The sequence below is a fragment of the Plantactinospora sp. WMMC1484 genome (assembly GCF_049315195.1).
Taxonomy (GTDB): domain Bacteria; phylum Actinomycetota; class Actinomycetes; order Mycobacteriales; family Micromonosporaceae; genus Plantactinospora.
On the sequence record NZ_CP186055.1, the window covers coordinates 5,668,682 to 5,688,048 of the forward strand.

General features: G+C 71.0%; 14 protein-coding genes. 11 read left to right on the forward strand and 3 right to left on the reverse strand.

Annotation, left to right across the window (positions count from 1 at the left end; translation table 11 throughout):
- Positions 1-27: 27 nt before the first annotated feature.
- A complete protein-coding gene (locus tag ACN28C_RS24660) occupies positions 28-942 on the forward strand; it encodes a cation diffusion facilitator family transporter (RefSeq protein ID WP_422769901.1) in 915 nt (304 codons plus the stop codon).
- A 9-nt stretch (positions 943-951) separates the two neighbouring features.
- Here the strand turns inward: ACN28C_RS24660 and ACN28C_RS24665 are convergent, their stop codons facing one another.
- The gene (locus ACN28C_RS24665; protein ID WP_422769902.1) at positions 952-1,983 is read right to left on the reverse strand and encodes a LacI family DNA-binding transcriptional regulator; all 1,032 of its coding nucleotides are present in this window, start codon (positions 1,981-1,983) and stop codon (positions 952-954) included.
- 292 nt (positions 1,984-2,275) lie between these two features.
- Here ACN28C_RS24665 and ACN28C_RS24670 point away from each other — a divergent pair, with 292 nt between their 5' ends.
- The 8 genes from ACN28C_RS24670 to ACN28C_RS24705 all read left to right on the forward strand — a co-directional run bounded on the left by ACN28C_RS24670 (position 2,276) and on the right by ACN28C_RS24705 (position 15,052).
- Complete coding sequence (locus tag ACN28C_RS24670) at positions 2,276-4,714, forward strand: glycoside hydrolase family 3 N-terminal domain-containing protein (protein WP_422769903.1); 2,439 nt, start codon at positions 2,276-2,278, stop codon at positions 4,712-4,714.
- The gene (locus ACN28C_RS24675) at positions 4,711-5,706 is read left to right on the forward strand and encodes an ABC transporter permease (RefSeq protein ID WP_422769904.1); all 996 of its coding nucleotides are present in this window, start codon (positions 4,711-4,713) and stop codon (positions 5,704-5,706) included. The genes ACN28C_RS24670 and ACN28C_RS24675 overlap by 4 nt, the downstream gene beginning before the upstream one ends.
- Positions 5,703-6,671 (forward strand): carbohydrate ABC transporter permease, encoded by a 969-nt coding sequence (locus ACN28C_RS24680; protein WP_422769905.1) that lies wholly within the window; start codon positions 5,703-5,705, stop codon positions 6,669-6,671. Before ACN28C_RS24675 ends, ACN28C_RS24680 begins: the two co-directional genes overlap by 4 nt.
- 58 nt (positions 6,672-6,729) lie before the next feature.
- The gene (locus tag ACN28C_RS24685; protein WP_422769906.1) at positions 6,730-8,370 is read left to right on the forward strand and encodes an extracellular solute-binding protein; all 1,641 of its coding nucleotides are present in this window, start codon (positions 6,730-6,732) and stop codon (positions 8,368-8,370) included.
- A 118-nt stretch (positions 8,371-8,488) separates the two neighbouring features.
- Positions 8,489-10,054, forward strand: a complete 1,566-nt coding sequence (locus ACN28C_RS24690; protein ID WP_422769907.1) for a GH39 family glycosyl hydrolase — start codon at positions 8,489-8,491, stop codon at positions 10,052-10,054.
- On the forward strand, positions 10,051-10,740 hold the full coding sequence (locus ACN28C_RS24695; protein ID WP_422769908.1) for a DUF624 domain-containing protein: 690 nt from the start codon (positions 10,051-10,053) through the stop codon (positions 10,738-10,740). Before ACN28C_RS24690 ends, ACN28C_RS24695 begins: the two co-directional genes overlap by 4 nt.
- Positions 10,737-12,872: a beta-galactosidase gene (locus ACN28C_RS24700; RefSeq protein WP_422769909.1), complete on the forward strand. Its 2,136-nt coding sequence runs from the start codon at positions 10,737-10,739 to the stop codon at positions 12,870-12,872. The genes ACN28C_RS24695 and ACN28C_RS24700 overlap by 4 nt, the downstream gene beginning before the upstream one ends.
- Positions 12,869-15,052 (forward strand): alpha-glucuronidase, encoded by a 2,184-nt coding sequence (locus tag ACN28C_RS24705; RefSeq protein ID WP_422769910.1) that lies wholly within the window; start codon positions 12,869-12,871, stop codon positions 15,050-15,052. Before ACN28C_RS24700 ends, ACN28C_RS24705 begins: the two co-directional genes overlap by 4 nt.
- Before the next feature lie 36 nt (positions 15,053-15,088).
- Here ACN28C_RS24705 and ACN28C_RS24710 read toward each other — a convergent pair whose 3' ends face one another.
- Positions 15,089-16,126 (reverse strand): serine hydrolase, encoded by a 1,038-nt coding sequence (locus ACN28C_RS24710; RefSeq protein ID WP_422769911.1) that lies wholly within the window; start codon positions 16,124-16,126, stop codon positions 15,089-15,091.
- A gap of 136 nt (positions 16,127-16,262) precedes the next feature.
- Here ACN28C_RS24710 and ACN28C_RS24715 point away from each other — a divergent pair, with 136 nt between their 5' ends.
- The gene (locus ACN28C_RS24715; RefSeq protein WP_422769912.1) at positions 16,263-17,390 is read left to right on the forward strand and encodes an NYN domain-containing protein; all 1,128 of its coding nucleotides are present in this window, start codon (positions 16,263-16,265) and stop codon (positions 17,388-17,390) included.
- 97 nt (positions 17,391-17,487) lie between these two features.
- Positions 17,488-18,417: a diacylglycerol/lipid kinase family protein gene (locus tag ACN28C_RS24720; RefSeq protein ID WP_422769913.1), complete on the forward strand. Its 930-nt coding sequence runs from the start codon at positions 17,488-17,490 to the stop codon at positions 18,415-18,417.
- Between the two features lie 78 nt (positions 18,418-18,495).
- Here ACN28C_RS24720 and ACN28C_RS24725 read toward each other — a convergent pair.
- Positions 18,496-19,319 (reverse strand): IS5 family transposase gene (locus ACN28C_RS24725; RefSeq protein WP_422774737.1). Its coding sequence is split into 2 segments (ribosomal slippage): positions 18,496-19,017 and positions 19,020-19,319, totalling 822 coding nucleotides; the frame shifts between segments, so codons are not numbered across the junction.
- Positions 19,320-19,367: the final 48 nt, after the last annotated feature.

Below are 19,367 nucleotides of genomic sequence, written 5' to 3' on the forward strand. Positions count from 1 at the left end.
CGGCGTCGACGGCGGGAGGCTGGACACATGGGCGCGGGCCACGACCACGGCGGCCAGGCGATACGAGCGGGTGAACGCCATCGCAGGCCGCTGTGGGCAGCGGTGACGGTACTCGGCGCCGCCATGGTGGTCGAGGCGGCGGCGGCATGGTGGACCGGGTCCCTGGCCCTGCTCTCCGACGCCGGGCACATGTTCACCGACGTGCTCGGCATCGCGCTGGCCCTCGCCGCGATCACCGCCGCCAGTCGGGCGGCCCGGCACGCCCAGCGCACCTTCGGGCTCTACCGGCTGGAGGTGCTCGCCGCGCTCGCCAACGCCGTGCTCCTCTTCGGCGTGGCGATCTTCGTCCTCGTCGAGGCGGTCCGACGCTTCGGTGACCCACCGGAGGTGCTGGCCGGACCGATGCTGGTGGTCGCGGTCATCGGCCTCGCCGCCAACGTGGTCGCGTTCCTGCTGCTGCGCGCGGGCGCCCGGGAGAGCCTCAACGTCCGGGGGGCATACCTCGAGGTCCTCGGCGACCTGCTCGGCTCGGTCGGGGTGATCGTCGCGGCCGTCGTCATCGCCACCACCGGCTGGCGGTACGCGGACCTGGTCGTCGCGGTCGCCGTCGGCCTCTTCATCCTGCCCCGCACCTGGCAGTTGGCGCGGGTCGCGGTGCGGGTGCTGGTGCAGGCCGCGCCGCCGCACATCGACGTCGGCGCCGTGGCGACCTGCCTGATCGCGGTGCCGGGGGTGGCCGGTGTGCACGACCTGCACGTCTGGACCCTGACCTCCGGGATGGACGTCGCCTCGGCGCACCTCGCCCTGGCCCCGGGCGCCGACGTCGCGCCGGTGCTGGCCGCGGCGCGGGCCCGGCTGCACGACAGGTTCGGCATCGACCACTGCACCCTGCAGATCGAGCCTCCCACCACCGAGAAGGTGTGCCAGGACGCGGACTGGTGAGGGCACCGCTCACCCGGGAGGTGGGGCGGTGCTCTCGCGGACGACCAGTTCGGTGACCAGGTCGATCCGGCTGGTCGGCAGTGTCGCTCCCCTGGCCAGGTCGAGCAGCATCTGTGCGGCCGTGCCGGCCATGTCCCGCAGCGGCTGGTTGATGGTGGTCAGGGCGGGGCCGACCCAGGCGGCCACCGGCAGGTTGTCGTAACCGATCACGGAGAGGTCGGTCGGGACCGACAGGCCGAGTTGCCGGGCCGCCCGGAGCACCCCCAGGGCCTGCATGTCGGAGCCGGCGAAGATCGCCGTCGGCCGGTCCGGCCGGCTCAGCAACTCCATCCCGTGCTGGTGGCCGGCGTGGGCGGCGAACATGCCGTACCGGACCAGGTCCGGCTCGACCGGTATCCCGGCCTCGTCGTGCGCGGACCGGAACCCGGCCGTCCGGGCCCGACTGCACAGCATGTCGTCGGGGCCGGAGATGCAGGCGATCCGCCGGTGGCCGAGCTCCAGCAGGTGCCGGGTGGCGAGCAGCCCGCCGTTGTAGTTGTTGGAGCCGACGGTCGGCACCGAGGCCGAGGTCGCGCTGTCGGTGTCGATGACCACGAAGGGAATCGAGCGGCGCTGGAGCTGCTGCGACTGCGGCTCAGTCAGGTTGCAGAGCACGAGCAGCACGCCGAGCGGCTGGCGCAACAGCACCCCGTCCAGCCACCGCTGCGGCGGCCGGTGACTCCCGCCGAGCTGGGAGAGTACGACGTCGACCTTCGCCGCCTCGGCGACCGCGTCCACCCCATGGATGATCTCCGTGGCCCAGCCGGAGTCGACCTCGTGGAAGACCAGGTCGATCTGGCTCACCGCGGCCGGCTGGCGCTTCACCCGCCGCCGGTAGCGGTTCCGCTCCAGGCTGGCCTCGACCCTGGCCCGGGTCTCGGGCGCGACGTCCGAGCGACCGTTGAGGACCTTGGAGACGGTGGTGAGGGAGACGCCGACCTCGTCGGCGATGGTCGCGATCGTCGCGGCGCCTGAGCCGACGATCCGCCGGGATCTCGTCATTGACAGCCTCCCGCAAGGTCCCGAAACTTTCGGTGCGAAACCTTAACATCGGACCACCCGATCGTTGCGTGATCGTGCGGCGCGTCTCGACCAGCCATCCGGACCGTTACCGCCCGATACTCGGTCCCATCACGGATACAGCAGTTCAGAGACCCTTGACACATCTTCGTCACGACGCTTAAGTTCCCCGGCACAGGTAACGCGGACATTGCCGAAAGTTTCGATGACACGCCGGCCCGGGCTGCCCACCACCCACGTAGGACAGCGTCGCGGTCGACCCCGAAGGGATGGCATGACAGGCCAGTCGCCCGTCGCCGACGGCGCCACGACGGAGATCTCCGCTCCATGGCGCGATCCGGGGCTCTCTCCCGCCCAGCGGGCCGAGACCCTCCTTCCGCTGATGTCCCTGGAGGAGAAGGTCGCCCAGCTCGTCGGGGTCTGGGTCGGTGCGGAGGCGTCGGGTGAAGGGGTCGCCCCGCACCAGGCCGAGATGATCGGTGACGGCGTGCGGTGGCAGGACATCATCGCGCACGGCCTCGGCCAGCTCACCCGCCCGTTCGGGACCGCGCCGGTCGACCCGGTCGCCGGTGCGCGTTCCCTGGCCGCCTCGCAGGCCCAGATCGTCGCGGCGAGTCGGTTCGGGATCCCGGCCCAGGTCCACGAGGAGTGCCTCACCGGCTTCGCCGCCTGGCAGGCGACCGTCTATCCGGCACCGCTGAACTGGGGAGCCTCCTTCGACCCCGAACTGGTGGCGGAGGCGGCCGGCCGGATCGCGCGTGCCATGCGCGCCGCCGGCGTACACCAGGGGCTGGCGCCGGTGCTCGACGTGACCCGTGACTACCGGTGGGGCCGGACCGAGGAGACCATCGGCGAGGACCCCTACCTGGTCGGGACGGTGGGTGCGGCGTACGTCCGAGGACTGGAACGCGGCGGCGTCGTCGCCACCCTGAAACACTTCGCCGGCTATTCGGCCTCGCGCGGCGGGCGCAACCACGCGCCGGTGCCGATGGGCCGCCGCGAGTTCGCCGACGTCATCCTGCCGCCGTTCGAGATGGCGGTGCGGCTCGGCGGCGCTCGGTCGGTGATGAACTCGTACGCCGAGATCGACGGTCTCCCGGCCGCCGCCGACGAGTCGCTGCTGACCGGCCTGCTCCGCGACGAGTGGGGCTTCACCGGCATCGTGGTCGCCGACTACTTCGCGATCCGGTTCCTGCAGACCAACCACCGGGTGGCCGCCGAGGCCGGCGACGCGGCCCGGCTCGCCCTGCGGGCCGGGATCGACGTGGAGCTGCCCACGGTGGACGTCTACGGAGCCCCGCTGGTCGAGGCGGTACGCTCCGGCGCGGTCGACGAGGCTCTGGTCGACCGGGCCCTGCGCCGGGTGCTGATCCAGAAGGCCGAGCTCGGCCTGCTCGACGAGGAGTGGCAACCGCTTCCCGACGACGTCGAGACGCTCGACTTCGACGACGAGCGCGACCGCGCGGTCTCACTCGCGCTGGCCCGGGAGTCCGTCGTCCTGCTGCGCAACACCGGCGGCGTGCTGCCGCTCGCTCCGGAGCAGCGGGTGGCGCTGGTGGGTCCGCTCGCCGACGACCCGATGGGCATGCTCGGCTGCTACACCTTCCCCGCGCATGTCGGGGTGCAGCACCCCGGGCACGGGATGGGCGTCGAGATCCCCTCGCTGCGCGACGCGCTCGACCGGCTCCCGGTGCGGCTGCGCCACGCGCCGGGCTGCGACATCACCGGCGAGGACACCTCCGGATTCGCCGAGGCGGTCGCCGCCGCGCGGGAGTCGGACGTCTGCGTGCTCGCCGTCGGCGACCGGGCCGGCCTCTTCGGCCGGGGCACCTCCGGTGAGGGGTGCGACGCCGTCGACCTGCGGCTGCCGGGCGTGCAGGCGGAACTGGTCCGGGCCGTACTCGCCACCGGCACCCCGGTGGTGCTGGTGCTGCTGGCCGGCCGCCCGTACGCGCTCGGCGACGAGTTCGACGCGGCCGCTGCGGTCGTACACGCCTTCTTCCCGGGGCAGCTGGGTGGCCAGGCGCTGGCCGAGGTGCTCACCGGCGCGGTGAACCCGTCCGGGCGGCTGCCGGTCAGCGTGCCCCGGGACGCCGCCGGGTTGCCCACCACCTATCTGGCCCCGCCGCTGGGCCGCCGCTCGGAGGTGTCGTCGGTCGACCCGACGGCGGCGTACCCGTTCGGGCACGGGCTGAGCTACACGACGTTCGAGTGGACCGAGCCGGAGATCCTCGACGCCGGCAGCGGCGGCGGTGCCGGCACCAGTGGCAACAGCGGCGGCCAGGGCTCTCCGGTCCGGTGGCCGGTCGACGGCGAGGTGACGGTGCGGATCACGGTTCGGAACACCGGGTCGCGGGCCGGCACCGAGGTCGTGCAGCTCTACCTGCACGACGCGGTCGCCCAGGTCACCAGGCCGGTGGTCCGGCTGATCGGCTACACGCGGGTCGCGCTGGAGGTTGGCGAGGCGGCGTACGTGACGTTCGTGGTCCCGGCCGACGTTACGTCCTTCTGCGGGCTGCACGGCCGGCGGATCGTCGAGCCGGGCGACGTCGAGCTGCGGTTCGGCCGGTCCAGTGCCGACCCGGCGGCCACGCTGCGGCTGCGCCTGGTCGGCGGGGAGCGCGAGGTCGGTCCCGAGCGGCGGCTGCTGTCACCGGCCCGCGTCACGCCGGTCGCCGCACTCCCGCCCAGCACTGCGGAGGTACGAGGATGAGCGCACCGACCACGGCAGGTCCACCGCCGCGGGTCACCGTCGAGGGCGACCCGCGGCAGCCGACGCCCCGCCGCCGGTCCCGCCCACACCGCCGGACCTGGCGGCAGGCGTTCCGCCGGGACTGGCAGCTCTATTCGCTGGCGATCCTGCCACTGCTCTTCTTCCTGATCTTCCGTTACCTGCCGATGCTCGGCAACGTGATCGCCTTCAGGCGGTTCCAGCCCGGCGGCAGCATCTTCGGCGAATACTGGGTCGGTTTGCGGTACGTGAAGATGTTCCTCGGCGACCCGTCGTTCTGGAACGTCTTCACCAACACCCTGATCCTGGGCACGCTGACCCTGGTGGTTGTCTTCCCACTGCCGGTCGTGCTGGCGCTGCTGCTCAACGAGGTCCGGAATCGTAAGCTCAAGCGCTTCGTCCAGTCGGTCTCCTACCTGCCGCACTTCCTGTCGATCGTGATCGTGGCCGCGATGGTGATGCAGCTGCTCTACATCGACGGCACCGCGAACCAGATCGTGCGGCTCTTGGGCGAGGACCCCATCCCGTTCCTGCAACGGCCGGAGTGGTTCCGGACCATCTACGTCTCGTCCGAGGTGTGGCAGACGGTCGGCTGGGGCACCATCCTCTACCTCGCCGCCCTCACCACGATCGACGACAACCTCTACGAGGCGGCCCGGATCGACGGCGCCAACCGGTGGCGCCAGACCTGGCACGTCACGCTGCCGGGCATCCGGCCGACGATGGTCACGCTGCTCATCCTCAACATCGGTACGTTCATGGCGGTCGGCTTCGAGAAGATCCTGCTGCTCTACAACCCGCTGACCTACCCGACGGCGGACGTGATCTCCACGTATCTGTTCCGGATGGCCTTCCAGTCGAGCAACTTCAGCTACGCCGCCGCGATCGGACTCTTCGAAGCCGTGATCGGGCTGACTCTGGTCCTGTCCGCGAACGCGATCTCCCGTCGCACAGTGGGGACGAGCCTGTGGTGACCGTCGATTCCAGCACCGTCGATTCCGGCACCGCTGCCGACCCGGACCGGGCCACGGAGAAACTGGCCCGGCCCCGGAGGCGGCGACGGGGCATCAAGGACACCCGCGGTTACCGGATCTTCCAGGTGATCAACGCCGTCGTGCTGACCGGCGTCGTCGTGGTGACGCTCTATCCCTTCCTCAACATCGTGGCCCGGTCGCTCAGCGACGAGGCGTACATCATCGCCGGTGAGGTGACCCTCGTGCCGCGCGGGTTCAACACCGACACGTACGCGCTGGTGATGAAGGACTCGCTCTTCTGGACCAACTACCGCAACACCGTGGTCTACACCGTCGTCGCGACGCTCATCGCGATGGTGATGACCACCTGCTTCGCCTACGTGCTCTCCAAGAAGCACCTCAAGGGGCGCACCGCGCTGATCGGCATCGCGGTCTTCACCATGTTCTTCAACGGCGGGCTGATCCCCAACTACGTCCTGATCAGCAGCCTGGGCATGAAGAACACGATCTGGGCGATCGTGCTGCCCAACGCGATAAGCGTCTTCAACCTGCTGGTCATGAAGGCGTTCTTCGAGAGCCTGCCGGTGGACCTGGAAGAGGCCGCGGCGGTCGACGGCCTGAACACGTACGGGATCCTCTGGCGGATCGTGCTTCCGCTGTCGAAGGCGGTCATCGCCACGATGATCCTCTTCTACGCCGTCTCCTTCTGGAACTCGTGGTTCGCCGCATTCCTCTACATGGACCGGCAGGACCTGCTGCCGGTCACCGTCTACCTGCGCAACCTGATCGCCGGGGCCGTCGGCGCGGAGAACGTCGGCGCCATCAACGAGGCGAACGAGGTGCAGGCGGAGGCGACCCTCAAGTCCGTCACCATCGTGCTCACCACCCTGCCCATCCTGCTGGTCTACCCCTTCGTCCAGCGCTATTTCGTGTCGGGCGTGATGCTCGGCGCGGTGAAGGGATAGCCCGGCAGGCGGGTGTGAGCCGTCGCAAACCCACGAACCACCAGCGAAAGGAAGCCCGATGTTCCCACGAGCCCGGCGCCGAGCAGCGGTGGTCGCTGCCGGCGCGCTCACCCTCTCGCTCGTCGCCTGCGGCAGTGGCGACGACTCCGAGGCAACGGACCTGTCGGAGAACCGCGTCGGCGCGATGTCCGAGTACGGCGTCAACCAGCAGTTCAAGGCGACCGAGCCGGTCTCGTTCTCCATCCTCTACAACAACCACCCGAACTACCCGAACAAGAAGGACTGGCTCTTCTGGTCCGAGCTGACCAAGCGGACCAACGTCACGCTGGAGCCGGTCGAGGTGCCGCTGAGCGACTACAACCAGAAGCGGAGCCTGCTGGTCGGTGCCGGTGACGCGCCGTTCATCATCCCGAAGACCTATCCCAGCCAGGAGGACACCTTCGTCTCCTCCGGCGCGATCCTCCCGGTCAGCGACTACCTCGATCTGATGCCGAACTTCAAGGACAAGATCGAGAAGTGGAACCTCGCACCTGAGATCAACCAGCGCCGTCAGGCGGACGGCAAGTACTACCTTCTCCCCGGCGTGCACGAGAAGCCCTGGCACGACTACTCGCTGGCGGTGCGTACCGACATCCTCGCCGAGCTCAACCTCGAGATCCCCAAGACCTGGGACGACCTCTACACCGTGCTCAAGGCGATGAAGACGAGGTACCCGGACAGCACCCCGTTCTCCGACCGGTTCAGCCAGCCCAACCCGGGCGGTAACCTGCTCAACATCCTCGCCGCCTCGTACGGCCTGGAGGGCGCCGGCTGGAACTTCCAGCACATCAGCTGGGACGCGAACGCCAAGAAGCTCTTCTACACCGGCGCGAGCGAGCCGTACAAGCAGATGTTGACCTACCTCAACAAGCTGGTGAAGGAAGGGCTGCTCGACCCGGAGAGCTTCACCCAGACCGACGACCAGGCCCGACAGAAGCTCGCCAACGGCAAGTCCTTCGTGATCAGCACCAACGCACAGACGCTTGTCAACGAATACCGCCCGGACCTGGCGAAGACCCTGCCGAAGGCGACGATGACCAAGATCCCGCTGCCGATCGGGCCGGCGGGTGAGATCAACCCCTCCAGCCGGCTGGAGAACGGTGTCATGATCTCGTCGAAGGCCCGGGACAGCAAGAACTTCGTCGCGATGATGCAGTTCATCGACTGGCTCTACTACTCCGACGACGGCCAGATGTTTGCCCGGTGGGGCGTCGAGGGCACCACCTTCGTCAAGGACGCCTCCGGCAAGCCCACCCTGGCGCCGGACGTCAACGTGATCGGGCTCAACCCGGACGCACCGAAGCACCTGCAGAAGGACTTCGGCTTCTACAACGGCGTCTTCGCCTACGGCGGCAAGCCGGAGTTGGTGCAGTCCTTCTTCTCCCCGGAGGAGCAGGAGTTCCAGGCCGTGATGAACGCCCGGACGCCGCGCCCGGTGGCGCCGCCGTACCCCTTCACCGACGAGGAGCGTGAGCAGGTCTCGCTCTGGCAGACGCCGCTACAGGACTTCGTCTACCAGGCGACCCTGCAGTTCATCCTCGGGCAGCGGGACCTCGCCCAGTGGGATGCCTACGTGGCCGAGCTGAAGAGCAAGAACATGGATGCCTACATGACGAAGGTGCAGGAGGCGTACGAGCGTTACCAGAAGGAACACGGCTGACGGTTCCGGTCCGGTCGTGCCCGCGCCCCGGGCACGACCGGACCGGACGCCGGCCAGGGGGCCCTGCCCGGACCACCCGGTGCGGGTGGGGCCGCGCAACGCGGAACAGAGGACCACAATGCACATCCCCGTACCGGAGCACCCGACGGGACGACTCTCCGACGCCTGGCGGCTCTGCGTCGGGACGGGTCGCTTCGAACTCGCGCTGCGGCGCGACTACCAGGACTCGCTGGCGCTGGTCCAGCGGGAGATCGGCTTCCGGCACATCCGCGGGCACGGGCTGCTCAGCGACGGTGTCGGCGTCCACCGACCGTACGAGCACGACGGTTCGCGCCGCATCGAGCACAGCTTCACCTACGTCGACCAGGTGATCGACGCCTACCTCGACCTCGGCATCCGGCCCTTCCTGGAGCTGGGCTTCATGCCCGCCGAACTCGCCTCCGGCGCCCAGACCGTCTTCTGGTGGCGCGGCAACGTCACCCCACCCCGCTCGGAGTCGGAGTGGGCCGACCTGGTCCGGGCCACCGTGGCGCACCTGGTCGACCGGTACGGCCTGACCGAGGTGCGACGCTGGCCGATCGAGGTGTGGAACGAGCCGAACCTCGAACAGTTCTGGCAGGGCGCGGACGAGAAGGCGTACCACCGGCTGTACGAGGTGACCGCGCACGCCGTCAAGGAGGTGGACGCGGACCTCCAGGTCGGTGGGCCGGCCCTCTCCCCCGGCGCCGACGACTGGCTGCCGCGCTTCGCCGACTTCGTCGCCGCCCGGGACGTGCCGGTCGACTTCGTCAGCAAGCACGCCTACACCTCCGGGCCGGCCCAGCACGTGCCGTTCGGCGTACACCAGACCCTCAAGCCCGCCGCCACGTTGCTGGAGCAGTTCGGCACGCCCCGGGAGCTGCTCCGGGACACCGCCCTGGCCGAGCTGCCGGTGCACATCACCGAGTTCAACTCCTCCTACCGGCCGGACAACCCGATCCACGACACGGCGCTGCACGCCGCGTACCTGGCACCGGTGCTGGCCGCCGGCGGCGAGCTGGTCGACTCCTTCTCGTACTGGACCTTCAGCGACATGTTCGAGGAGGTCGGCATCCCGACCTCGCTCTTCCACGGCGGCTTCGGGCTGCTCACCCACCGCCAGATCAAGAAGCCCACCTACCACCTCTACGCCTTCTTCGCCCGGCTCGGCGACGAGGTGCTGGCGCGCGGCACGGACCACCTGGTCACCCGGGACGCCGCCGGCCGGATCGCCGTGCTCGCCTGGGCTCCGGTGGACGTCACCGGCGCGGCGCCGGTCGACCGGCACCGGGTGGCGCTCTCGATCCCGGTCGGGCCGCCGGGGGCCGCCTCCGCCTTCCTGCTCCGCTCCACGGTCAACGAGGAACTCGGCAACGCCTGGACGGCCTGGTCGGAGCTGGGCCGCCCCCGCTCACCGCGACCGGCGCAGCTCGACGCACTGCGGGAGGCGGCCGAGCCGGCCCGTACCCACCGCAGCCTGCCGATCGTCGCCGGGCGCGTCGCGCTCGACCTCACCCTGGCCCGGCACGAGGTGACCCTGGCGGAGATCACGGCGGTGGTCGACGAAACCCCGCCGTGGTGGGACGAGACCCGGCTGCTCGGCCAGCCTCCGGCGGAGGGCGGAACAGCCCGCCATGGGCAGACAGCGCGGAGGGAGCAGGAATGAACGACCTCGGCCGAGCCGCCGGCCGGTTCGGCACCGGACCGCTCTCCCGGGCCGCGGCGCTGGTCTACAGCCTGCTGCTGGTGGAGGTGCTGCTGGTGCTGACCACCCTGCCCGGCCTGGTCCCGCTCTTCCTGCTCGACCGGCACAGCAGCAACCTTCCGCTGGTCGCGCTCTGCGCGCTGCCGCTCGGGCCGGCCCTGGCCGCCGCCCTCTACGCGCTGCACCACCACCGCCCGGACCTGACCGATCTGAAGCCGGCGGTGCTGTTCTGGCGCGGCTACCGGGCGAACTTCCTGGGCGCGCTGGCGATCTGGGCCCCCTGGCTGGCCTGGCTGACCATCGTCGCGCTGAACCTGAGCAACTTCGCCGCCGCCGCCGTACCGGGCTGGTGGCGGATCCCGCTGGTCCTGGTCGCGGTCGGCGTGACGCTCTGGGGGGTCAACGCCCTGGTGATCACCTCGCTGTTCCGCTTCCGGGTCCGCGACGTCGCCCGGCTCGCGCTGCACTTCCTCGGCCACACCCCGGGGGTGACGCTGGGCACCCTCTCCCTGCTGGTGCTGGCCGCCGGGGTCGTCTGGGTCACCTCCGAGGCGGTACTCGGGCTGCTCGGCTCGGTCGTGGTGCTGGCCCTGGTCCGCAACTGCCGCCCCCTGATCGGCAAGGTGAAAGAGGAGTTCACGGCGTGAGCCGCACAGGTCTGCCCCGCATCCCGAAGATCGCCTTCGGTGGCGACTACAACCCCGAGCAGTGGCCGGAGGAGGTCTGGAAGGAGGACTACCGGCTCTTCGACGCCGCCCGGATCGACACCGTCACCCTCGGCGTCTTCGACTGGGCGCTGACCCAGCCGGCACCGGATGTCTACGACTTCTCGACGCTGGACCGGGTCGTCGGGCGGGCCGCCGCCGAGGGGCGGCAGATCTGCCTGGCCACCGGCACCGGGGCGCATCCGGCGTGGCTGGCCCGGGCCCATCCGGAGGTGACCCGGACGGACTTCGAGGGGCGCCGGCACCGGTACGGACAGCGGCACAACTCCTGCCCCAGCTCGCCGGTGTTCCGCCGGCTCTCCACCGAACTGGCCCGCCGGGTCGCCCGCCGCTACGCCGGCAACCCCGCCGTCGTCGCCTGGCACGTCGGCAACGAGTACGGCGGCGCCTGCTACTGCGACCTCTGCGCCGCCGGCTTCCGCGGCTGGCTGCGCGACCGCTACGGTAGCCTCGACGCGCTCAACGCGGCCTGGTACACGACGTTCTGGTCACACACCTTCACCGACTGGGCCGAGATCGAGCCGCCGTCGGCGCTGACCGAGCACTGGCGCGGGCCGAACCACACCGCCTTCCAGGGCATCACGCTCGACTACCTGCGGTTCATGTCGGACGCGATGTTGGCGAACTTCCGTGACGAGTTGGCGGCGATCCGCGAGTCCAGCCCGGACGTCCCGGTCACCACGAACTTCATGGGGATGTACCGGCCGATCGACTACCACCGCTGGGCGCCGCACCTCGACTTCGCCTCCTGGGACAACTACCCGCCGGACGACGACTCGCCGGCCTGGATGGCGCTGACCCACGACCTGATGCGTGGGCTCAAGGGCGGCCAGCCGTTCTGGCTGATGGAGCAGACCCCGAGCTACACCGCTTCCCGGGACGTCAACCCGCTCAAGCGGCCCGGGGTGATGCGGCTGTGGAGCTGGCAGGCGGTGGCACACGGCGCCGACGCGGTCCTCTTCTTCCAGATGCGGGCCAGCCGGGGGGCCTGCGAGAAATACCACGGCGCGGTGATCGGGCACGCCGGACGGCAGGACACCCGGGTCTTCCGGGAGGTGGCCGAGCTCGGCGCCGAACTCGACCGGCTCGGCACGGCGACGCTTGGCGCCCGGACACCGGCCCGGGTCGCCCTGCTCTTCGACTGGGACAGCTGGTGGGCGCTGGAGATCTCCGACGGCCCGTCCCGGCTGCTGCGCTACCAGCAGATCGTGCACGCGTACTACCGGGCGCTCTGGGCCGCCGGGACCGACGTCGACGTGCTGCCGGTCACCGCCGACCTCGCCGGCTACCGGGTGGTGGTCGCGCCCGCACTGCACATGCTCAAGGGCGATCTGCCGCAGCGGCTGGCCGAGGTGGCCGAGCACGGCGGCTCGGTGCTGACGACGTTCCTCTCCGGACGGGTCGACGAGAACGACAACGCCTTCCTCGCGGACGTGCCGGGCCCGCTCGGACCGCTGATGGGGATCCGGATCGACGAGTGGGACGCCCGGGGCCCCGAGGTGGTCAACCCGGTCCGGCTGCGCGACCCTGCGGCACCGGCCGGGACCGGCGCCGACGACGAGACAGGCGACGAGGCCGCCGAGCTCGAGGTCGAGGCGCGGCTCCTCTTCGAGCTGGTGATCCCGGAGGGCGCCGAGGTGCTCGGCACCTACCAGGCCGACTTCTACGCCGGCACCCCGGCGGTGACCCGGCACGCCTACGGTGCCGGTCACGGCTGGTACGTCGCCGCCGGTTTGGACCAGCCCGGTGTGGACTGGGTGGTCCGGCGGGTGCTGGAGCGGCACGACCTGGTCGGGCCGTATGCGGACGTCCCCGACCTGGAGACGACGGTGCGGGTCGCTCCGGACGGGACGCGGCTGCGTTTCCTACTCAACCATGGCACCGAGCCGGTCGAGACGGTCGCGCACACCGCCGCCACCGACCTGCTCGGCGGCGGCCGGCTGGAGCCGGGCGAGTCGATCCGACTCGACCCGCGCGGCGTGCTGCTGCTACGCGAGGAGAACCGCCTGCCCAGCACCGCCGTGGCCCGGGACAGCGAGGGAGCGCAGCGGTGACGGCCCCGTCCCGGACAGCAGCCGCCAAGGTCGGACCGGCGGGGACCCATCCGGCGTGGCTGCCGCCGGAGGCGTTCCGGGCGGTCGGCACGCGGCAGACCCTGATCAGCGGCGACGGCACGCTCGTCGACACGGTGCGCGACGAGATCGGCCGGGCCTGCGCCCGGTACGGCGGCACGGTGCGGCGGTTGCCCGGCGACGCGGCTCCGGAGCGGGGCGGTGCCGGCACCGTCGACCCCCGGCCGGGGATGTCCGCCCCGGTCGATCTCATGCTCGCGCTCCGCACGTCCGGGCCGCTGCCACCCGGTGTGGGGACCGCGACGCAGGAGATCGCGGCGACGGTCGTCACCGGGACGGCCGTGGGGCTCGGCCCGGAGGGCTTCGCGCTGGCCTGCCGGGACGGCGTCACGGTGGTGCTCGCCGACGAGCCGGCCGGGCTACTCTACGGTTTCTTCCACGTCGTCCGGCTCGGCGCGGCGGCGTTCGGGACGGACCGTCCGGTCGAGGTACACCGGCCGGCGCTGCGGCTGCGACTGGTCAGCCACTGGGACAACGTCGCCGTGGACCCACGGATGGGGCAGGTCGAACGCGGCTACGCGGGCGGGTCGGTCTTCTGGCGCGACGGCGCGCCCCGGCACGACCCCGATCGGGTACGCGACTACGCGCGCCTGCTCGCCGCCTGCGGCCTGAACGCGCTCGCGGTCAACAACGTCAACGTGCACGAGACGGAGACCCGACTGCTGACGGAGCGGCTGGACGACGTCGCGGCGCTCGCCGACCTCGTCCGCCCGTACGGGATCCGGCTGCACCTGTCGGTGAACTTCGCCGCGCCGGTCGTGCTCGGCGAGCTGCCCACCGCCGATCCGCTCGACGACGACGTGCGGGCCTGGTGGTCGAAGGCGGTCCGCCGGGTGTACGAGGCGATCCCGGACTTCGGCGGCTTCATGGTGAAGGCCGACTCTGAGGGGCAGCCGGGCCCCTTCCGGTACGGCCGCAGCCACGCCGACGGGGCCAACATGCTCGCCGACGCGCTCGCGCCGTTCGGTGGTCTCGTGCACTGGCGTGCCTTCGTCTACAACCACCGGCAGGACTGGCGCGACCGGTCGACCGACCGGGCCAGGGCGGCGTACGACCACTTCACCCCATTGGACGGCCGGTTCCGGGAGAACGTGGTCCTCCAGGTGAAGCACGGTCCGATGGACTTCCAGGCCCGCGAGCCGGTCTCACCGGTGCTCGCGGCCATGCCGGGCACCCGGCTGGCGGTGGAGTTTCAGGCGACCCAGGAATACACCGGGCAGCAGCGGCACGTCTGCTATCTGGGCCCGTACTGGAGCGAGGTGCTGCGCTTCGCCCCGTGGGGCCCGGCCGGGCCGACCGTCGCCGACCTGGTCGGCGGCGAGGCACGGGACGCCGACAAGGCGCCCGCGCGGGGCGGCGGCCTGGTGGTGGTCTCCAATGTCGGTGACGACCACTACTGGACCGGGCACCCGCTCGCCCAGGCCAACCTCTACGCGATCGGCCGGCTCGCCTGGGCGCCCGACCTCGACCCGGTGGCCGTGCTCGACGAGTGGATCGACCTCACCTTCACGCCGGCGGAGACCGGCGATCCGGAGCTGCTGCGCGGCACGCTGCACGCGCTGATGGACGGCTCGTGGCGGACCTACGAGCGCTACACCGCGCCGCTCGGCGTCGGCTTCATGGTCGTGCCGGGCACGCACTACGGGCCGGCAGTGGACGGCTACGAGTACTCGCGCTGGGGCACCTACCACTTTGCCGACCGGGACGGTGTCGGGGTGGACCGCACCCGGGCCACGGGAACCGGGTTCACCGGCCAGTACCCGCAGCCGTGGGCGGACCGGTACGAGTCGCTGGCGGAGTGCCCGGACGAGCTGCTGCTCTTCTTCCACCACGTGCCCTACCGGCACGTGCTGCGCTCCGGGTCGACGGTGGTGCAGCACATCTACGACACGCACTTCGCCGGGGTGGAGGAGGTGGTCGAGATGCGACGCCGGTGGGAGCGGATCGCCGGCACCGGGCTGGTCGACCCGGCGTTGCACGACAGGGTGGCCGAACGCCTCGCCGAGCAGCTGCGCTGCGCCGAGGAGTGGCGGGACCGGATCAACACCTACTTCTTCCGCAAGTCCGGGGTGCCGGACGCGCGGGGGCGGCGGATCCACTGAACCGCCACCCCCGTCGCAGGCTCGCCGACGGCCGGGTCAGCCGCCGTCGACCGGGCGGAACGGGTCGACCGCGTGGCGGGCCTTCGCGGTGCGGTTGGTGACCGTGTCGATCGCGTCGAACATGGTCCGGCCGAGCACCGCGTGCGCCTGCACCGCCGGATGCGTCGCGCCGTAGTTGTCGAGGTCGCCGAGGGAGTCGGCGAACATCGCGTAGGTCAGTGTCGGCGCCCCGCTGCGGTCGAACATGATGCCGGTCTCGTGCCGGGCGGCGCCCAGGTCGTCGAAGTCCGCGCCGTACTTGGTGGCGACCCGGCTGCGCTCGGCCGAGGACATGTTGCGGCGGACCCCGTCGTGGTAGCCGTTGATCCAGCGCAGGATGCCGAGCAGGAAATCGGCCGACCTGGCTGAGAGGATCGTCTTGTTGGCCAGTCGCCAGAGCAGGTCGTGGGTTTCCCGGGGCGTGGTGACGCCGAGGAAGAACCGGTTCGGGTTGGCCACCGGTTCGACGCGGGTGTGCGTGAAGCCCTTGGCGGCGAGGATCTCGTTGATCTCCAACGCCGGAACGACCCGCCCGCACATCCGGACCGCCGTGTTGTCCGAGACCAGCAGCATCGCGGTGAGGAAGTTGGCGACCGTGATGTCGTCGCCCCAGACGGTGTGCAGGAAGTAGATGCCGGTGCCGCCGAGGATGATGTCGGCGGTCAGGTCGAGCTTCTGGTCGAGCCGCAGCTCACCACGGTCGATCTTGTCCATCACCGCCACCGCGACCGCGAGTTTCTGCACGCTGTAGCCGTGGGTCACCCGGTCGATGTCGTCCGCCACGATCGTCTCCAGGGCCCCGGAGGCGTTCACCATCGCGATGTGCGAGTGCCAGACGCCGCCGGCCCGGGCCCTCTGGGTCGCGTACGCCTGCTGGATCCTCGCCTGGGCGGTGCGGGCGCCGAGCTGCCCGACCGGCCCGTCCGGCCCGGAGACCGGCGCCCGACCGACCGCGACCGTGCTGACCGGTGCGGCGGCAGCGGGCCGCCCCGTCGCCACCAGCGTGGCCGCGGCCGCGCCCATTCCGATCGCCATCCGGCGACTCACGTTTTCCGGCACTGCGCCACCCCCATGATCATCGACGGTTGCCGAAGGGAGCGTACCGATCCGGACGTGCGGCAACAACCCGGCCTATGCCGGACAACCGCCCACCGGGCGTAGGCTGAACCGCGTGGATCAAGAAGACCGGATAGCCCTCTTCCTCGACTACGAGAACCTCGCGCTCGGCGCGCGGGACCATCTCGGCGGCCTGGTCTTCGACTTCCGCCCGATCGCCGACGCGCTCGCCGAGCGCGGGCGGGTGGTGGTCCGCCGGGCGTACGCCGACTGGTCGTTCTTTGGCGAGGACCGCCGGATGCTCACCCGGTCACATGTGGAACTGATCGAGATCCCCCAGCGGATGGGTGCGAGCCGCAAGAATGCCGCCGACATCAAGATGGCGGTCGACGCCGTCGAACTGGCCTTCGAACGCGGTTACATCTCCACCTTCGTGATCTGCACCGGTGACAGCGACTTCACCCCGCTGGTGCACAAGCTCCGCGAACTCAACAAGCGGGTGATCGGCGTCGGGGTGGAGAAGTCCACCTCGGCGCTGCTCCCGCCCGCCTGCGACGAGTTCCTCTACTACGACCGCCTCGAAGGAGTCGACATCCCCGCCAGCCGGAGCCGGCGCGGCCGGCCGTCCCGGCTCGCCGGCGGGGCGCCGACCACCGAGCCGGACCAGGCCGAGGAGCCGGGGCAGCGGGCAACCCCGGAGCAGCGGGCGGAGCCGGGCGCCGAGTCCCGGCAGGAGGGCGAGGAGGCCGTACGCGACGTCGACACCCTCGCCGAACTGGTGGCCCAGACGGTGGCAGGCTTGCAGGGCAGCTCCAGCGGGGAGGTGACCGCCTCGACGCTGAAGCGCACCCTGCTGCGCAAGGATCCGACCTTCAGCGAGTCCGACTACGGGTTCCGCGCCTTCGGTGAGCTGCTCCGGCACCTCGCCGAGCAGAACGTGGTCGAGCTGACCGAGGGGCCGGCCAAGGGCGATCCCGGGGTTTCCCTGCCGGAACACGGCGACCGCGAGGTGGCGTTCGGGCTGCTCCGGACCGTGGTCCTCGATCTCGTCGGCGCCGACGGGGCGGTCGCGCTCTCCGGGCTGAAGACGCAGCTGCGCCGGGCGCGTCCCGACTTCAGCGAGAAGAAGCTCGGCTACCGAAGCTTCCTCCAGTTCTGCAAGGCGGCTGCCACCAGCGGCGCGGTCGAGCTGCGATGGAGTCCGGAGACCGACGACTATCTGCTCACCGCCCGCGCGTCCTGACCGGCGGCCGGGACGCGTCCCGGTCAGGCCGTGCGGACCGAGGGTTCAGGGCCGCCGCCGGCTGCCCGGGTCGCGGCCGGCGATAGTCTCTTGGCCCATGCGGTCGAAGCAGGAGCTGGACGCCGCCATCCGGCGTGAGCGCCGGGCGGCGCTGGTGGTCAACGCCCGCTCCCGGCGGGGCCGCCGGCTCCACGCCGAGGCGCGGAGCCGGCTGACCGCGGCCGGCTTCACGCTGCTCGGCACGTTTCCGGTCGACCGGCCAGGAGAACTCGAGGCGAGTCTGGGCGCCGCCGTCGACCTGGCCCCGGACCTGCTCGCCGTCGGCGGCGGCGACGGCACCATCGGCGCCGCCGCGCGGCTGCTCGCGCACCGCGACATCGCGCTCGGGCTGCTGCCGCTCGGCACCACCAACAACTTCGCAAGGACCGTCGGCATCCCGCTCGACCTCGACGCCGCCGTCGGCACCCTGGCCGCCGGCAAGGTGATCGACGTCGACCTCGGGCTCGCCGACGGCACTCCGTTCGCCAACCACGTCGGCGTCGGTCTCTCCGCCGACATCATGGCCCGGGCACCGGCCGGGCTCAAACGGATCGCCGGCCGGCTGGCGTACCCGGTCACGGCGCTGGCACTGCTCGCCAGGCACCGGCCGGTCCGGGTCACCGTCCGCTCCGGCGACCGGGTCAGGCAGGTCACCACCCACCAGCTCTACGTCGCCAATGGCGGCTTCCAGGCCGGCCGCCCGATCACGGCGGACGCGAACGCCGACGACCGGCTGCTGGTGGCGTACCCGGTGGGTGGGCCGACCCGGCGAGGGCTGCTGCGCGCCACGGCGCGCCACGCGGCGACCGGTCACCGCCGCACCCTCGCCGACGAGCCGTTCCTGACCGGCGGCGAGATCCTGCTCGACACCGACCGGCCGGCACCGGTCGAGGTCGACGGCGAGGTACGCGGGCACACCCCGGTCAGGATCGGGCTGGACGCCAACGCGCTGCGGGTGATGGCCCCGCCGGACGCCCCGGACCACTGAACGGCACCGCGACACCACTGCGGAGACGCACCGCGGAACGCGTCAGAAGACTCGGGAGCCTAGAGCGCGTCTGACGGATCATGGTGACTTGCGGTCGCGTTTCGCTCGGAGCCAGACGAGGATCGAGGCGATGGTGACTGTTGCCTCGTAACGACTTCTCAACTTGTCGTAGCGGGTCGCGACCGCCCGGAACTGCTTGAGTCGGTTGAAGGCGCGCTCGACCTGGTTTCGGTCCTTGTACCGTTCCGCGTTGAAGTTCGGAGGCCGGCCGCCCCGGGAACCCTTACGGGCGCGGCTGGCTCGCACATCCTCCCGCTCCGGGATCGTGTGCGGGATACCCCTGGCGCGTAGCGACCGCCGGTTGGCCTTGGAACCGTACGCTTTGTCGGCGGTGAGGTGATCCAACCTCTTGCGGTGTCGCCCCACGCCGCCGGGTCTGGGCACCGCGACCGCGTCGACCAGCGCCACCAGTTCCCTGGTGTCGGCCGCCTGGCCGGGCGTGACCCGCTTGACCAGGGCCCGGCCCTGGCCTTCGGCCAGCAGGTGCACCTTGGTGGTCAGCCCGCCTCGTGACCTGCCGAGACCTTGGACCGTGCGGGAGTCCTGCGCGGTGAGCCCCCTTTCCGAGCGCCAGCGGCGTGTTGGTGGGCGCGAACGATGGTGGAATCGATCTGCCCGCGCCAGTCCAGGTCACCAGCGGCGTCGGCCTCGGCCTGCAGGTGTTGCAGGATCCGGTCCCAGGTGCCGTCGGCTTCCCACTGCGCGAACCGGTGGTAGCAGGTCTTGTAGGGGCCGTACCGGTCCGGGACCTGGTGCCACTTCGCGCCGTTGTCGATCCGCCAGAGGATCCCGTTGAGCACTTGACGGTGATCCCGCCACCTACCACCCTGCTGGGGGGCCATGGAGGGCAGCAACGGCTCCAGCCGAGCCCACTCGTCATCAGTCAGATC

Bases quoted from the DNA above. Each gene is read 5' to 3' on its own strand.
- ACN28C_RS24665 (WP_422769902.1), bottom strand. From the start codon at position 1,983: ATGACGAGATCCCGGCGGATCGTCGGCTCAGGCGCCGCGACGATCGCG.
- ACN28C_RS24695 (WP_422769908.1), top strand. From the start codon at position 10,051: ATGAACGACCTCGGCCGAGCCGCCGGCCGGTTCGGCACCGGACCGCTC.
- ACN28C_RS24685 (WP_422769906.1), top strand. From the start codon at position 6,730: ATGTTCCCACGAGCCCGGCGCCGAGCAGCGGTGGTCGCTGCCGGCGCG.
- ACN28C_RS24710 (WP_422769911.1), bottom strand. From the start codon at position 16,126: ATGGCGATCGGAATGGGCGCGGCCGCGGCCACGCTGGTGGCGACGGGG.
- ACN28C_RS24720 (WP_422769913.1), top strand. From the start codon at position 17,488: ATGCGGTCGAAGCAGGAGCTGGACGCCGCCATCCGGCGTGAGCGCCGG.
- ACN28C_RS24675 (WP_422769904.1), top strand. From the start codon at position 4,711: ATGAGCGCACCGACCACGGCAGGTCCACCGCCGCGGGTCACCGTCGAG.
- ACN28C_RS24660 (WP_422769901.1), top strand. From the start codon at position 28: ATGGGCGCGGGCCACGACCACGGCGGCCAGGCGATACGAGCGGGTGAA.
- ACN28C_RS24690 (WP_422769907.1), top strand. From the start codon at position 8,489: ATGCACATCCCCGTACCGGAGCACCCGACGGGACGACTCTCCGACGCC.
- ACN28C_RS24670 (WP_422769903.1), top strand. From the start codon at position 2,276: ATGACAGGCCAGTCGCCCGTCGCCGACGGCGCCACGACGGAGATCTCC.